This is a genomic window from Streptomyces sp. NPDC127197 (assembly GCF_042672405.1).
GTDB classification, from domain to species: Bacteria; Actinomycetota; Actinomycetes; order Streptomycetales; family Streptomycetaceae; genus Streptomyces; species Streptomyces flavusporus.
In genome coordinates this window covers 230598-245338 of record NZ_JBHXVG010000003.1, presented here as the reverse complement: position 1 = coordinate 245338, position 14741 = coordinate 230598, and the positions used below count along the sequence as shown (strand labels likewise).

Below are 14741 nucleotides of genomic sequence, written 5' to 3'. Positions count from 1 at the left end.
TCCGTCGTCTTTCCGGCTTCTGCGCGCTTCTTCGGACGGCGCCGAGAGCCATAAGGTATTGCTGAGAACCATTGCTTGGGAAGGGGGCACGGCCATATGCCGGTGGATCCGGTCGGCGGCCCGGACGACCCGCTGACGCCGGTACTGCGGCCGGTGCGGGCGGGCAACGGCTTCGAGGAGGCGCTGGAGCAGATCCTCCAGGTCGTACGGCTCGGTCTGGTGCCCGGCGGGGAGCGGCTGCCCGCGGAGCGGGAGCTGGCGGAGCGGCTCGGGATCAGCCGGGTGACGCTGCGCGAGGTGCTGAAGGTGCTCCAGGACCAGGGGCTCGTGGAGTCGCGGCGCGGACGGTACGGCGGAACGTTCGTGCTGCCCCGCACGGACGCCGCCGGCGAGAGCGAGCTGCGGCGGCGGGTCGCCGCGGTCGACATCGAGGACGTGCTGCGGTTCCGGGAAGTGCTGGAGGTGGGCGCGGCGGGGCTGTGCGCGGCACACGGGCTCGACGACGAGCAGGCGGACCGGCTGCGGGACGCGCTCGCCCGCACGCACGACGCCCCGCTCGCCGACTACCGGCGCCTGGACACGCTGCTCCACCTCACCCTCGCCGAGCTGTCCGGATCGCCGACGCTGACCGCGCAGTACGCGGCGGTACGGGCGACGGTGAACGACCTGCTCGACTGCATCCCGCTCCTGGTCCGCAACCTGGAGCACTCGCAGCGCCAGCACACCGCGCTGGTGGAGGCGGTGCTCGACGGCGACGCGGACGGGGCGCGGGAGATCATGCGGGAGCACTGCGCGGGGACCGCGGCACTGCTGCGGGGGTTCCTGGCCTGAGGCCTTGTGCCGTACCGCTGCCGACGGCAAAGGTATGAGGGCGATCCATTGAGGGCAGCGGGAGGACGTATGACCGGCAGGCCGCTGATCGGCGTCAGTACGTATCTGGAGGCCGGGGCGCGCTGGGGCGTGTGGGAACTGGACGCGGCACTGCTGCCGGCCGGGTACCCGCGGCTGGTGCAGCGCGCGGGCGGGCTGGCCGCGATGCTGCCGCCGGATGCGGCGCAGCACGCGGCGGCGACGGTGGCCCGCCTCGACGCTCTGGTGATCGCGGGTGGCCCGGACGTCGAACCGGTCCGCTACGGCGCGTCCCCCGACCCCCGCACCGGGCCGCCCGCGCGGGAACGGGACGCCTGGGAACTGGCCCTGATCGAGGCGGCGCTGGCCGCGCACGTACCGCTGCTGGGGATCTGTCGGGGCATGCAGCTGCTGAACGTCGCCCTCGGCGGCACGCTCGTCCAGCACCTCGACGGGCACGCGGAGGTGGTGGGGGTCTTCGGCCACCATGCGGTCAAGCCGGTGCCGGGCACGCTGTACGCGGGTGTCGTCCCGGAGGAGACGTCCGTACCGACGTACCACCACCAGTCCGTGGACCGGCTCGGCACCGGTCTCGTTCCCTCGGCGCACGCGGCGGACGGCACTGTGGAGGCGATCGAGCTGCCGTCCGCGGAGGGGTGGGTGCTGGGGGTGCAGTGGCATCCGGAGATGGGGGAGGACTTGCGGGTGATGCGGGCGCTGGTCGACGCGGCGGCTTCTTGACCTGCGTGCGCGGTGCCCAAGAACTCGGTTCCGACTGCCGGATGGCGGCTGCGGGTCTTGGTGGGCTGGTCGCGCCCACGCGGCAGAGCCGCACAATGTCACAGCCCCGCGCCCCTTCAGGGCGCTGTCCCGGCCGACGGGTCCACGAAACCGGTGTCAGCCCCGTCGCTCCTTGGCCGGCGACACCCGCGTCAGCCCCAGCAGCTCCCGGGCCGGTCCCGTCGGTCGGTGGCCCGTGCGCCAGACCGCCCGTAGGTCGCGGCGAAGCCGTGCGCCGTCCACCGGGACGCTGACCAGGCGCCGGGTGGACAGTTCCTCCCCGACCGCCAGTTCGCTCAGCACCGCCGGTCCGGCGCCGCCGACGGCGGATGCCTTCACGGCCGTCGTGGAGGACAACTCGATCAGCGGCCGGGCGAGGCCGCCCAGCGCGGCGTCCAGGACCTGGCGGGTGCCCGAGCCCTTCTCCCGGAGGACCAGCGGCGTAGCCGCCAGTTCCTCGGCCGAAAGGGGGCGGCGTCGGCGGGCCCAGGGGTGGCCGGGTGCTGTGACGACGATCAGGTGGTCGTGGGCGATGACGACCGAGTCCAGTCCGGTCGGCACCGACAGTCCCTCCACGAAGCCCAGGTCGGCCTCGTCGGCCAGCAGCCGCTCCGCCACGGCCGCCGAGTTGCCCGCGAGCAGTGACACCGCCGTGTCCGGTCGCTGTGCGCGCAGCGCCAGCAGCCAGCCCGGCAGCAGGTACTCGGCGATCGTCATGCTGGCCGCGACCCGCAGCCGCGAGTCCCGCCGGTCCCGCAGCGCCTGTGCTCCCACGTCGAAGGCCTCCGCCGCCTCGACGACCCGGCGTGCCCAGTCCGTCACCAGCGCACCGGCGTCCGTGAGCTGCGATCCGCGCGGGGACCGGTCCACCAGGGCCACGCCCAGCTGCCGCTCCATGGAGCGGATCCGGCTGCTGGCCGCCGGCTGGGTGATGCCGACCTCACGGGCCGCCGCGCCGAGGCTGCCCAGCCGGGCCACCGCCAGCAGCAGCTCCAGCGCGCCCAGATCGGGCACCCGGTGCGCCAGCGAACCACCGCCCGTGGACGGCCGCCCGTTCTCCTGCTCCTCCGACCAGCTCATAACTCCACCTTATGCCCCCGGTAGAGGCATACTCCCTGGCTCCCCGGTGGGGGCCTGCTCAGCGGAGAGCTGCTCGCAGGGCCTCGCCCAGCACCCGTGGTGCCTCGACGAGCGATGGCCCGTACCACGTCAGGTGCCGGCCGCTGACGAGTGCGCACGGCAGCCCCGCGAAGGCCTCCGGTCCGTCGTCTGCGGTGAAGCGGTAGGGCTCGTCCGGCAGCACGACCACGTCCGGTGCCGCCGCGCGCAGGTCCTCGAGGGGAATCCGTGGATAGCGGTCCGCATGGCCCGCGTACAGGTGGTCGACGCCGAGCCGGGCCAGTACGTCGCCCGCGAAGGTGTCCCGGCCGAGCACCATCCACGGCCGCCGCCAGATCGGCACCACGGCGGTCGTACGCGGGTCCAGGACGGGTGGCCGCGACCAGGCCGCCTCGGCCTCGTCCAGCCACTGCGGCCGGGACCCGGCACCGCAGGCGTCCAGCACCCGGGCCAGCTCACGGAAGGCCTGCGGCACGTCCCGCACCTCGGTCACCAGTACCTCGACGCCGGCGGCGCGCAGGGCGTCGAGGTCGGGGGCGCGGTTCTCCTCCTCGTTGGCGATCACCAGGTCGGGGGCGAGGGCGAGGATACGCTCGGCCTTCGGGTTCTTGGTGCCGCCGACGCGGATGACGCCGAGATCCGCCGGACGGGTGCACCAGTCGGTGGCGCCGACCAGGGCGCCGGGCACGGACACCGCCACGGCCTCCGTCAGCGACGGCACCAGCGAGACGACCCGCACTACCGGGGCTTGTCGTGGACGGCCTCGATGTGCTCGGCCACGGCGACGACGAGGACCCGTGTGTCCGGCTCGGCGGCCCGCCAGCGGTGCCGGACGCCGCCCGTGAGGTACAGCGTGTCGCCGCGGCCCAGGCGATAGGCGCGGCCCTCCGCCTCTATCTCCACCGCGCCGTCCGCGACGTACAGCAACTGGTCGTTGCGGTACTGGAATTCACGGCCGGCGTCATGGTCGCCCGTGAACTCCGAGGCGTGCATCTGATGGTGACCGCGCACCAGGGAGCGCACCTGCGGTTCGGGCGTCGGCTCGGTGCTCTCGCAGCGCACCACGTCGACGCTGCACGCCGGATCGGCGGCCGCGAGGAGTTCGACGGCGGTGGTGCGCAGGGCGTCGGCGACCTTCTCCAGGGAGCTGCGGCTGGGTCGCGCCCGGTCGTTCTCCACCTGGCTCAGGAAGGGGACCGACAGGCCGCTGCGCTCGGCCACGACGGCGAGGGTGAGCTCCAGGGCGCGGCGCCGCCGCCGTACGGCCGCGCCTACTCGAAGGGACTGCTCTTTGTGGTCGCCCATCGCTCCGGCTCCCTCCTTCGCTCGTCGCTCGCTCCTCATGCGCCGCTGTGTCCGGGCGCACTCCGTTCTGATGAGTTCTCTGCACCCTACGCATGTTCGGCAAACCGTTTCATGCGCCTGTCACATCGCCGTCACACCGGGTGCCTCCCGACCTCACAGTTCGCGCCAGTGGATCGGCCCTCACAGTGGTCTTACGCTGGCGTCCTTCTCACTGCAACGCGTGAGGCTCGCCAGGTGTTCTCACCACCGCGGCGGCGGCCATGCGGTCGAGCGGACGAGGCTCGGGCAGGACGTAGCTCTTCGTGGTTGGCCGGATCCTTTTCGTTCCTTCCATTGTCCAGGTACGGGGCAATGCCACGAGGGGTGGGCTTCGCCGCACGCGTCGGTCGTGCGGCGAAGCCCACCCCTCGGGCAGGGCGTGCCGGGCCGGTCAGGTCACCCGGGCACGCGTCGGGGGACGACGGTCACTGCGGTGTCATCCGGCTCACCATGTCGGGGTGCTCCTCGAGCCAGGCGGCGACGGCCTCCTCCTCGTGGCCCTGGCCGCGGTCCTTGATCTCCGCCTCCAGGGTGCCCAGCTCGTCCTCGCTCATCTTGAAGTTCTTGATCCACTTCGTGAGCTGCGGGTACTGCTCCGGGAACTTCTCGCTGGAGATCGTGCGGATCGTGTTGCCCTCGCCGAAGTACTTCTCGGGGTCCTTCAGCTTGGTCAGCTCGTACTCGCTGTACGCCCAGTGGGGTGACCACAGCACGACGGCGATCGGCTCCTGCTTGGCGTACGCCCGCTTGAGCTCGGCCAGCATCGCCGGGGTGGAGCCGTCGACGACCTCGTACTCCTTGTCCAGGCCGTACCCGGGCAGGACCTTGGTCTTCAGCAGGTTCATCTCACCGGTGCCCGGCTCGATGCCGACGATCCGGCCGTCGAACAGGTCGGCCTTGCCCTTGAGGTCCTCCAGGGAGTCGACGCCCTTCACGTAGGAGGGGACGGCGAGCTCCAGTGAGGTCGGCTCGTACCAGGTGCCGAGGTCGTTGAGTTTGTCCTTGTGTTTGTCCCAGTAGTTCTTCTGGGCGTACGGCAGCCAGGCGTCGAAGTTGAGGTCCAGGTCGCCGGAGGCCAGGCCGGTGTAGACCGGGCCGACGTCCATCTGCTTGAGGTTCAGCTTGTAGCCGCGCCGTTCCAGGACGTTCTTCCACAGGTAGGTGACGGCGATGTCCTCGTCCCATGGGAACCAGGCCACGTCCACGGGGCGCTTGGTCTCGGCCGGGGCCGCGCCGGCCGCGTTCTGGACCGGGGCCAGCTTGTCGACGACACCCTGGTTGTCCTTGAGCCAGGCCCGCACGGCGTCCTGCTGCTTGCCCTTGCCGGCCCTGTTGATCTCCGACTCCAGGCTGGTGAGCTGTTCCTCGCTCAGCTTGAAGTTCTTCAGCCACTCGCCGACGACCGGGTTCTCCTGGGCGAAGCCCTTGCGCGCGACGGTGTGCACACCGTCGCCCTCGCCCCAGGCGCCCTTCGGGTCCTTGAGCTTCTTCAGCTTGTAGTCGTTGTACGCCCAGTGCGGCGACCAGAGCGTGACGACGATCGGCTCCTGCTTGGCGTACGCGCGCTTGAGCTCGGCCAGCATCGCGGGCGTGGAGCTGTCGACGACCTTGTACTCCTTGTCGAGGCCGTACTCCTTGAGGACCTTGCTCTTGAGCAGGCTCATCATGCCGGCGCTGGACTCGATACCGGTGATCTTGCCGCCGAACTTCGACGCCTGTCCCTTGAGGTCCTCCAGGGAGTCGACGCCCTTCATGTAGGCGGGCACGCTCAGCTCCAGGGAGGTGGGGCCGTACCAGGAGCCAAGGTCCTCGAGCTGTGCGCCGTACTTCTTCCAGTACTGCTCGTGGGTGATCGGCAGCCAGGCGTCGGTCTGGAAGTCGACGTCGCCCTGGGAGAGCGAGGTGTAGAGCGGCCCGGCCTCGAACTGCTTGGTCTCCACCTCATAGCCGCGCTGCTCCAGGATCTCCTTCCAGAGATAGGTGGAGGCGACGCCCTCGTCCCAGGGGATGTAGCCGATGCTGATCTTCTTGCCCTGGCCGACGTTCGTGTCGGCGGCGACCGGGGCGGTCTTGTCGCTGCTGCCGAAGATGCCCATGCCGCCCGCCACGAGGGCGAGGACGACGACGCCGACGACGGCGACGGCCGGGCGGGGCCGGTACGACCAGATCTTCAGGCCCTGGGCGGCGCGCAGCCGGGCGGCGGCCCGCCGGCCGAGCGGCGAGACCTCGGTGCCCAGCGCGCTGGTCATACGGTCGAGGTAGATCGCGAGGATCACGATGGCGATGCCCGCCTCGGCGCCCAGGCCGACGTTGAGCTGGCCGATCGCCTCGTTCACGTCGCCGCCCAGGCCGTCGGCGCCGACCATGCCGGCGATCGCGGCCATCGACAGGCCGAGCATGATGACCTGGTTCACGCCGGCCATGACCGTGGGCAGCGCCAGCGGGAGCTGGACGCGCAGCAGGGTGTCGCGCGGGGTGGTGCCGAACGCCTCGGCCGCCTCGACCAGTTCCTTGTCGACCTGGCGGATGCCCAGCTCGGTCATGCGCACGCCCGGGGCGAGCGCGAAGATCAGGGTGGCGACGATGCCCGCGGCGGCGCCGCTGCCGAAGAAGAGGATCGCCGGGATGAGGTAGACCATCGCCGGCAGCGTCTGCATCAGGTCCAGCGCGGGCCGTACGACCGAGCTGACGCGGTTCGAGCGCGCCGCCCAGATGCCCACCGGGACCGAGATGACGAGCGCGATGACGGTGGCGACGACGACGAGCGACAGCGTCATCATCGCGTTCTCCCACAGTTCCAGGGAGATGACGAAGGCGAATCCCGCGAAGGTGAGGACGCCGGCGAGCGCGCCGCGCAGCCAGAAGGCGATCACGGCGAAGATGCCCGCGAGAAGCAGCGGTTCCGGCGCCTGAAGCACGGAGTCGACGCCCTCGTAGGCGCCGCGGAAGACCTGCTCGAAGAAGTCGAAGAGCCATCCCATGTGGGTGGTGAGCCATTCGACCGTGTCATTGACCCAGGAGCCGAACTCGATCCTAGGCACGGGCGATCACCTTCTCTCCGCCCTTGCCGCGCGGGGAGTCGCACGGCTGCGGTGCGCCCGCCTCTTCGCCGAGGAAGCCGACGAGCCGCTGCCGCGGGACGACCCCGACCAGTGCGCGCTGCTTGTCGAGCACCGCGACCGGGTGCGGGACCCGGGCGCTGATCGCGCACAGCTCACCGAACGGGGTGTCGGGCGTCGCGGTCTCGCAGCCGCAGTCGGCCTCGTCGCCGCGCACCTCGGTGTCCATGACGGCGCCCGCGGTCAGCACGCGGGAGCGGTCGACGTCCTGGGTGAAGGAGGCGACGTAGTCGTTCGCGGGGCGCAGCAGGATGTCCTCGGCGCTGCCGGTCTGCACGATCCGTCCGTCACGCATGACGGCGATGCGGTCACCCAGACGCATGGCCTCGTTGAGGTCGTGGGTGATGAAGACGATCGTCTTCTTCAGGCTCCGCTGGAGTTCGAGCAGCTGGTCCTGCATGTCACGGCGGATCAGCGGGTCGAGGGCGCTGAAGGACTCGTCCATCAGCAGCAGGTCCGCGTCGGTGGCGAGGGCGCGGGCCAGGCCGACGCGCTGCTGCATACCGCCGGACAGCTCGTCGGGCCAGGACTTCTCCCAGCCGGCCAGACCGCACAGGGCGAGCGCCTCGCCGGCGCGCCGCTCGCGCTCGGCGCGGGGCACGCCCTGCACGGCGAGGCCGTAGGCGGCGTTGTCCAGGACGCTGCGGTGCGGGAAGAGCGCGAAGTGCTGGAAGACCATGCTGATCTTCTTCGCCCGGACCTCGCGCAGGTCGCGGTCGCTGAGCGCGGTGAGGTCCTGGCCGTCGAAACGGACCGAGCCGGCGGTCGGCTCCAGCAGCCCGTTGAGCATGCGCAGCAGCGTGGACTTGCCGGACCCGGACAGGCCCATGACGACGAAGATCTGGCCTGGTTCCACGGTGAAGGAGGCGTCGATCACGGCGGCGGTGGTGCCGTCGGCGCGCAACTCCTCCCGGTCTGCCCCTTTTCGGAGCCTGTCGACTGCCTCATCGGGTCGTCTGCCGAACATCTTGTACAGATGCTCGGCTTCTAGCCTGGCTGACACGCGTACCTCTTGTCTCGACGGCAGGGGAAAAGGAGATGATGAGCGGACATACTGTTTGAAAGTGCAACCGGCATCGCTCCGAGGCGGCGCCTGCCCTCGTTCCGCCTGCACAAACGCACTAGTGGCCCAGTTCACAGGGCGTACGGCAGGCGGCTCGCCCCGGCCGTCTCCGGGTGACTGTCGGAGCCGTACGGCATGATGCGAGGCGTGACCGGACGACTGATGCTCCTCGACACCGCCTCGCTCTACTTCCGCGCCTACTTCGGCGTCCCGGACTCGGTGAAGGCCCCGGACGGCACACCGGTGAACGCCGTGCGCGGACTGCTGGAGTTCATCGACCGCCTGGTCCGGGACCACCAGCCGGACCACCTGGTCGCCTGCATGGACGCCGACTGGCGACCGAAGTGGCGGGTCGACCTGATCCCGTCGTACAAGGCGCACCGCGTCGCCGAGGAGCACGAGGTGGGGCCCGACGAGGAGGAGGTGCCGGACACGCTGTCGCCGCAGGTGCCGGTCATCGAGGCCGTCCTCGACGCGCTCGGCATCGCGCGCGTGGGCGTCGAGGGGTACGAGGCGGACGATGTCATCGGCACGTTCACCGCGCGGGCGGCCGGCCCGGTGGACATCGTCACCGGCGACCGGGACCTGTACCAGCTGGTGGACGACGCGCGCGGGGTGCGGGTGCTGTACCCGCTGAAGGGCGTGGGCACGCTGCAGCTCACGGACGAGGCGTGGCTGCGCGAGAAGTACGGCGTCGACGGCCGGGGGTACGCGGATCTGGCCCTGCTGCGCGGCGACCCGAGCGACGGTCTGCCGGGCGTACCGGGCATCGGCGAGAAGACGGCCGCGAAGCTGCTGGCCGAGTTCGGCGATCTGGCGGGGATCCTGGCCGCCGTCGACGACCGCACGGCCCGGCTCACACCGACGCAGCGCACGCGGCTGACCGAGGCGCGGCCGTATCTCGCGGTGGCGCCGACGGTGGTCCGGGTCGCGACGGACGTGCCGCTGCCGGACGTCGACACGACACTGCCGCACACTCCCCGCGACCCGGCGGCGCTGGACGGGCTGGCCGTGCGGTGGGGGCTGGGCGGGTCGTTGCAGCGGCTGCTGACGACCCTCGGATCGTGACGATTCCGGCAACCGCGGCAACTCAGACTCATAAACTCGTCAGGAGAGAGGCGTTCACTTGAGGGAGATGGTAAGTTAGGCAAGCCTAAGTTTCTTGGGGAGCAGGGAGACCGTCATGGCAGAACGTCCGGCCCGGCAGCCGCGGAGGGCCCATTCCGCGCAGGTCGTCCGCACCGAACGGCTCACTCCGCACATGCAGCGTGTGGTCCTGGGCGGCCCGGGTCTCGCCGAGTTCGCGGCGGGCACGTGCACCGACCACTACGTGAAGCTCCTGTTCCCCGCCGACGGCGTCACCTACCCCGAGCCCTTCGACATGCAGCGGATCCGCGAGGAGTTCCCGCGCGAGCAGTGGCCGGTCACGCGGACGTACACCGTGCGCGCCTGGGATCCCGAACTGCGCGAGCTGACACTGGACTTCGTGCTCCACGGCGACGAGGGACTGGCCGGCCCCTGGGCGATGCGTGTCCAGCCCGGCGAGACCATCCACTTCATGGGCCCCGGCGGCGCCTACGCCCCCGACGCGGGCGCCGACTGGCATCTGCTCGCCGGTGACGAGAGCGCGCTGCCCGCGATCGGGGCCGCCCTGGAATCGCTCCCGGACGGCGCCGAGGTCCGGGCCTTCGTGGAGGTCTCCGGCCCCGAGGAGCGGCAGAAGTTCGACTCCGACGTGGAGGTCGTCTGGCTGTACCGCGGCGACCGTCCCGTCGGCGAGGCGCTCGTCGAGGCCGTACGGGCACTGGAGTTCCCGGCGGGCCGTGTGCAGGCGTTCGTGCACGGCGAGGCGGGCTGCGTGAAGGAGCTGCGCCGACTGCTGCGGGTCGAGTACCAGATCCCGCGCGAGGACCTGTCGATCTCCGGCTACTGGCGGCTCGGCCACAACGAGGACGGCTGGCAGGCCGCGAAGCGGGACTGGAACGCCCGCATCGAGGCGGAGCAGGAGAGCGGCGTGGCCGCCGCTTAGGCATACGTCGATCGAACCGGCGGCACCGTGCGAGGTGCCGCCGCTTCGCTGTCTGCGGCCGGGTCACACCGACCGCTGGTACGACCTGAACGTCCGGATCGACAGCCACACCGCCGCCACCGCGAGCGCCAGCAGTCCCCCGCCCCGGCTGAGCACGTCCCCCCAGTCAGGGTCGGCGGACAGTGCCGAACGGCCCGCCACCATCGCCCAGTCGAGCGGGTTGAAGTCGGCGACGTGCCGCATCCACCCCGGCATCTGGGCCGGCGCCATGAAGGCGCTGGACAGGAACGTCAGCGGCAGCAGCAGGAAGGTGTTGATCCCGATGAGCGACTCCCGCTCCCGCACCAGCATGCCGAGCGCGTTGGACAGCGCCCCGAAGACAGTGCCGAGCAACACCGAGGCCGGCACCAGGACGACCACTCCCCCGATGCCGCCCGGGTAGTCGGCGCCGCCGAGCAGGCCCAGCAGCACGATGATCAGCGACTGCAGGGCGGTGACCAGGCCGTTGTACACGACATTGCCGTTCATCAGCGCGGCCCGGCTGACCGGCGTGGTCAGGAAGCGGTTGAGCGTGCCGCGCTGGATCTCCTCCAAGGTGCCCATGCCCGCCCACATGTTGGAGCTGAGCGCGCTCATCACCACCACGCCCGGTACGAGGTAGTCGAGATACGAGCCGGTGCCGAAGCCGCCCAGCTCGACGACCTTCCTGAAGAGGCTGCCGAACAGGAACAGCCACACCACCGGCTGGATGAGTGTGATGACCGCGTACGCGGGCTGCCGTGCGAACACCATGAGTTGACGTTGCGTCATGTACCAGGTCTGGGCGACCGCGGTGCTCATCGCGCACCTCCCGCGAGGACGAACTGATCGGCGGAGTCGGCCTCGGCATACCGGCGGCCGGCATAGCGGAGGTAGACGTCGTCGAGGGAGGGCCGGGCGACCGTCGCGGCGGCGACCCTGACTCCGGCGCGCTCCAGCGTGGCCAGCAGCGCAGGCACCACGGCGGCGCCCTCCTCGGCCCGGACGCTGATGCGCAGGCCGTCGATCAGCACCTCGTGCACGCCCGGCAGTCCGCCGAGGGTGCCGCCGAGCACCGTACGGCCGGCTTCACCGAGCGCCTCGCGCAGTTCCACATGGACGGCATCACCGCGCAGTTCGCCCTTGAGGGAGTGGGGGCTGCCTTCGACGACGACGCGACCTCGGTCGACGATGGCGATGCGTTCGGCGAGCCGGTCGGCCTCTTCGAGATAGTGAGTGGTCAGCAGGATGGTCAGGCCCTCCTCACCTGCCAGCCGCCCGATCTCGTCCCACATCGCACTGCGGGCCTCCGGGTCGAGGCCGGTGGTGGGTTCGTCGAGGAAGAGCACCTCGGGCCGGTGTACCAGGCCGAGGGCGACGTCGAGCCGGCGGCGCATACCACCGGAGTAGCCCTTCACCGGGCGCCGGGCGGCGTCCGAGAGCGTGAAACGCTCCAGCAGCTCGTCCACCCGCCGACCGAGCGCGGCGCCCTTCAAGCCGTGGAGCCGGCCCTGGAGTTGAAGGTTCTCACGGCCGGTGGCGACCGGATCGGCGCCGGAGTTCTGGGCGACCACCCCGATCGCGCGGCGCACCCGGTCGGGGTGGCGCAGCACATCGTGGCCGGCGACGGTGGCCGCGCCCGAGTCGGGGCGGGCCAGGGTGGTGAGGATCTTGACGGTGGTGGACTTTCCGGCCCCGTTGGGGCCGAGGAGCCCGAAAACCGTGCCGGGCTCGACGGTGATGTCCAGGCCGCCCAGGGCCGTGACGTCACCGGGGTAGGTCTTGACGAGTTGCCGCGCCTCGACGGCGGGCGCACGGGAGTTCATGACGACAGCTCTCCTGGATGAGCGTAGGGACGACTGATCCACGTGAAGAGCGCCGGGCTATCCTGGGTGTGCCGCACCTCGATCGCCCGGTTCTGCCTCACAGCGGACTCGGTTCGGGGTTGGGGACCCTGGCGGGACTGCTGCAACAGTCCTGCCGGGGTCTGTTCATGCAGGGGTCACGTGCCGAAGTGGCGGTGCTCCACCTCCTCCAGCTCCGGCGGCCACTCCCCCGTCTCGTGGAAGCGCCGCCATGCTTCGACGCCGGGCAGCGAGCCGTCGCGGATCTCCGCGACGAAGCTGCGGACCCACTGCGCCTGCGCCTCGACCATGTGGAGCTGGTACTCGACCTCGACGAGGAACAGCCGCGGCAGCGTCTCGTAGAGCTTCTCCAACACCGCCCGCCCGCTCGTCACCTGAACGTCCAGGGACGTGAGGCGCTCCTGAAGCAGCCGCGCCACGTCGTCGGGGGGCAGCGCCCCCAGCAGCGAGAGCGCGGTCTCGAAGATCGGGTACTCCTTCGCCGGGACGGCGATCAGGTCCGACAGCCACTCGGTCATCTCCTCACGCCCGGCCTCGGTGAGCCCGTAGACCGTGCGCTCGGGGCGGTTGCCCTGCCGCTCCACGTCGGTCACCTCGACGAAGCCGTGCTTCTCGAGGTTCTGCACGACCGTGTAGAGCGAGCCGTAGTTGATCTTCGTACTGGCGTCCTTGCCCTGACGGCGCAGGGTCTGGGCGATCTCGTACGGATGCATCGGCTTCTGCCAGAGGGTCGTCATCACGGTCAGCGCGAGCGGGTTGCTCAGCTTGCGGCGCTTGCCCGGCATGGCGACGATCCCCTCGTTTCCGAATATCCGTGACCGAATATATCGCGAACCACCCCAGGAAGTCGAGAGGGTGCAACGAACACGATGTATCGCGATTGAACCCCGGCGGCAAGTGCGTGAGGACTTGGGCCCGACCCGGACATGCCGGCGTGACGCGCCGGAAACAGGCCCTCCCTAATTTCTGTCGCCCGACAGGAATCAGCGCCAACGCCCAAGGCAGGTGCCGCCGTGACCACCACCGCCCCCTCCGACGTCCGCCCCGATCCACCGGAGCCGGACTCCGCCGACGCCCGCTCCCTCGAGGAGTTCGGCTACCGTCAGGAACTGCATCGCAGCCTCGGCCGGTATGCCTCGTTCGCAGCCGGGTTCTCCTTCATCTCCGTCCTGACGACGGTCTTCCAGTTCTTCGCCTTCGGGTACGCCTTCGGCGGCCCCGTCTTCTTCTGGGCCTGGCCGGCGGTGCTGATCGGGCAACTGCTGGTGGCCGCCTGTTTCGCCGAGCTGGCGGCGCGCTATCCGATCTCGGGCGCGATCTACCAGTGGTCCACACGGCTGTCGAACCCGGCCTTCGGCTGGTTCGCGGGCTGGATCATGGTGATCGGCCAGATCGTGGTCGTGGCGGCCGCGGCGCTTGCGCTGCAGATGGTGCTGCCCGCGATCTGGTCCGGCTTCCAGCTCATCGGCGACGACCCGGCCCCGACCTCCGCCGACGGCGCGGCCAACGCGGCCGTCCTCGGCGTGGTCCTGCTGGCGCTGACCACGCTGGTGAACGTCGTCGACAACCGCGTGATGTCGGTGATCAACCGGGTCGGCGTGACCGCCGAGATCATCGGCGCCGTCCTGATCGTCGTCCTGCTGCTCACCCACTCCGAACGCTCCCCCGGCATCACCTTCCACACCGAGGGAGCCGCGCAGTCCGGACTGCTCGGCGCGCTGCTGGTGGGCTCGTTCACGGCGGCGTACGTGATGATCGGCTTCGACAGCGCGGGCGAGCTGAGCGAGGAGACGCACCACCCGCGCCGCACCGCGCCCCGCACCATCCTCACCGCGCTGGCCTCCGCCGGACTGCTCGGCGGCCTGATCGTCCTCGGCGGACTGCTCGCCGCGCCCAGCCTCACCGACGGACACCTGGCGGTCGACGGTCTGAGCTACGTCCTCACCAGCAGTCTGGGTGACGGGGTCGGCCGCCTGCTGCTGGCCGATGTGGTGGTGGCGATCGTCGTGGCCACCCTGGCCATCCAGACCGCGGCCTGCCGGATGTTGTTCTCCATGGCCCGCGACGGCGGGCTCCCCTTCGCCCGCCGCCTCGCCCGGGTCAATCCGCGCACCGGCATGCCCAGCGCCCCCGCAGTCGTCGTCGGCGCCCTCGCCGCCGCCCTGCTGCTGCTGAACTTCGCCTCCCCCGAGGCGTTCCTGGCCATCGGCACCACCTGCATCGTGCTGCTCTACCTTGCGTACGCCATGGTCACCGGCCCCCTGCTGGTGCAGCGCCTGCGCGGCCGTTTCACCTCCGCCGGCACCGACGAGACGGGTGCACCCCTGTTCTCCCTCGGCCGCTGGGGCGTCCCGGTCAACGCGCTCGCCCTGCTCTACGGCCTGTTCATGACGGTCAACCTGGCCTGGCCACGGGCAGCGGTGTACGACCCGGCGGGCGGGCACTGGTACTTCCAGTGGTTCACGGTGCTGTTCCTGACGGTGACCGTCGCGGTGGGCACGGCCTACCGGGTGTACCGGAGGCGGACGGCCGTACCGGAGACGGGGGTGGTCTAG

13 protein-coding genes are annotated in these 14741 nt (G+C 70.7%); 5 read left to right on the top strand and 8 right to left on the bottom strand.

Annotation, left to right across the window (positions count from 1 at the left end; all coding sequences use genetic code 11):
• The first annotated feature begins 96 nt into the window (after positions 1–96).
• Both ACFVJQ_RS06200 and ACFVJQ_RS06195 read left to right on the top strand, forming a co-directional pair.
• Complete coding sequence (locus ACFVJQ_RS06200; protein ID WP_224738234.1) at positions 97–831, top strand: FadR/GntR family transcriptional regulator; 735 nt, start codon at positions 97–99, stop codon at positions 829–831.
• Positions 832–900: 69 nt separating this feature from the next.
• Positions 901–1590 (top strand): gamma-glutamyl-gamma-aminobutyrate hydrolase family protein, encoded by a 690-nt coding sequence (locus ACFVJQ_RS06195; RefSeq protein WP_385515957.1) that lies wholly within the window; start codon positions 901–903, stop codon positions 1588–1590.
• Between the two features lie 156 nt (positions 1591–1746).
• On the opposite strand, the gene ACFVJQ_RS06190 is transcribed toward ACFVJQ_RS06195, so the two are convergent.
• The 5 genes from ACFVJQ_RS06190 to ACFVJQ_RS06170 form a co-directional block, all read right to left on the bottom strand.
• The gene (locus ACFVJQ_RS06190) at positions 1747–2709 is read right to left on the bottom strand and encodes a LysR family transcriptional regulator (protein WP_385515956.1); all 963 of its coding nucleotides are present in this window, start codon (positions 2707–2709) and stop codon (positions 1747–1749) included.
• Positions 2710–2767: 58 nt separating this feature from the next.
• On the bottom strand, positions 2768–3487 hold the full coding sequence (locus tag ACFVJQ_RS06185; RefSeq protein WP_385515955.1) for a helical backbone metal receptor: 720 nt from the start codon (positions 3485–3487) through the stop codon (positions 2768–2770).
• Positions 3487–4053, bottom strand: a complete 567-nt coding sequence (locus ACFVJQ_RS06180) for a helix-turn-helix domain-containing protein (RefSeq protein ID WP_129796937.1) — start codon at positions 4051–4053, stop codon at positions 3487–3489. Before ACFVJQ_RS06180 ends, ACFVJQ_RS06185 begins: the two co-directional genes overlap by 1 nt.
• A 464-nt stretch (positions 4054–4517) precedes the next feature.
• Positions 4518–7133 (bottom strand): ABC transporter permease/substrate binding protein, encoded by a 2616-nt coding sequence (locus ACFVJQ_RS06175; RefSeq protein WP_385781332.1) that lies wholly within the window; start codon positions 7131–7133, stop codon positions 4518–4520.
• Positions 7126–8214: a glycine betaine/L-proline ABC transporter ATP-binding protein gene (locus ACFVJQ_RS06170; RefSeq protein WP_385781329.1), complete on the bottom strand. Its 1089-nt coding sequence runs from the start codon at positions 8212–8214 to the stop codon at positions 7126–7128. The genes ACFVJQ_RS06175 and ACFVJQ_RS06170 overlap by 8 nt, the downstream gene beginning before the upstream one ends.
• A 198-nt stretch (positions 8215–8412) precedes the next feature.
• Here ACFVJQ_RS06170 and ACFVJQ_RS06165 point away from each other — a divergent pair, with 198 nt between their 5' ends.
• Together ACFVJQ_RS06165 and ACFVJQ_RS06160 are read left to right on the top strand one after the other, a co-directional pair.
• Positions 8413–9342 carry a 5'-3' exonuclease H3TH domain-containing protein gene (locus tag ACFVJQ_RS06165; RefSeq protein ID WP_385514519.1) on the top strand — a complete coding sequence of 310 codons (930 nt, stop codon included), beginning with the start codon at positions 8413–8415 and terminating at the stop codon, positions 9340–9342.
• Positions 9343–9457: 115 nt separating this feature from the next.
• Positions 9458–10303, top strand: coding sequence for a siderophore-interacting protein (locus ACFVJQ_RS06160; protein WP_385514491.1), 846 nt, complete (start codon positions 9458–9460; stop codon positions 10301–10303).
• Between the two features lie 63 nt (positions 10304–10366).
• Here the strand turns inward: ACFVJQ_RS06160 and ACFVJQ_RS06155 are convergent, their stop codons facing one another.
• From ACFVJQ_RS06155 to ACFVJQ_RS06145, 3 genes are all read right to left on the bottom strand, one after another.
• On the bottom strand, positions 10367–11143 hold the full coding sequence (locus ACFVJQ_RS06155; protein WP_385514492.1) for an ABC transporter permease: 777 nt from the start codon (positions 11141–11143) through the stop codon (positions 10367–10369).
• Entirely contained in the window at positions 11140–12147 is a 1008-nt protein-coding gene (locus ACFVJQ_RS06150; RefSeq protein ID WP_385514493.1) for an ATP-binding cassette domain-containing protein, read from the bottom strand. The genes ACFVJQ_RS06155 and ACFVJQ_RS06150 overlap by 4 nt, the downstream gene beginning before the upstream one ends.
• A 176-nt stretch (positions 12148–12323) precedes the next feature.
• Positions 12324–12971, bottom strand: coding sequence for a PadR family transcriptional regulator (locus ACFVJQ_RS06145; RefSeq protein WP_385514494.1), 648 nt, complete (start codon positions 12969–12971; stop codon positions 12324–12326).
• Between the two features lie 228 nt (positions 12972–13199).
• Here ACFVJQ_RS06145 and ACFVJQ_RS06140 point away from each other — a divergent pair, with 228 nt between their 5' ends.
• Positions 13200–14741, top strand: coding sequence for an amino acid permease (locus tag ACFVJQ_RS06140; protein WP_385781324.1), 1542 nt, complete (start codon positions 13200–13202; stop codon positions 14739–14741).

Coding starts and splice junctions, on each gene's coding strand:
- ACFVJQ_RS06195 (WP_385515957.1), top strand. CDS start 901: ATGACCGGCAGGCCGCTGATCGGCGTCAGTACGTATCTGGAGGCCGGG.
- ACFVJQ_RS06155 (WP_385514492.1), bottom strand. CDS start 11,143: ATGAGCACCGCGGTCGCCCAGACCTGGTACATGACGCAACGTCAACTC.
- ACFVJQ_RS06160 (WP_385514491.1), top strand. CDS start 9,458: ATGGCAGAACGTCCGGCCCGGCAGCCGCGGAGGGCCCATTCCGCGCAG.
- ACFVJQ_RS06190 (WP_385515956.1), bottom strand. CDS start 2,709: ATGAGCTGGTCGGAGGAGCAGGAGAACGGGCGGCCGTCCACGGGCGGT.
- ACFVJQ_RS06150 (WP_385514493.1), bottom strand. CDS start 12,147: ATGAACTCCCGTGCGCCCGCCGTCGAGGCGCGGCAACTCGTCAAGACC.
- ACFVJQ_RS06200 (WP_224738234.1), top strand. CDS start 97: ATGCCGGTGGATCCGGTCGGCGGCCCGGACGACCCGCTGACGCCGGTA.
- ACFVJQ_RS06165 (WP_385514519.1), top strand. CDS start 8,413: ATGCGAGGCGTGACCGGACGACTGATGCTCCTCGACACCGCCTCGCTC.
- ACFVJQ_RS06145 (WP_385514494.1), bottom strand. CDS start 12,971: ATGCCGGGCAAGCGCCGCAAGCTGAGCAACCCGCTCGCGCTGACCGTG.
- ACFVJQ_RS06180 (WP_129796937.1), bottom strand. CDS start 4,053: ATGGGCGACCACAAAGAGCAGTCCCTTCGAGTAGGCGCGGCCGTACGG.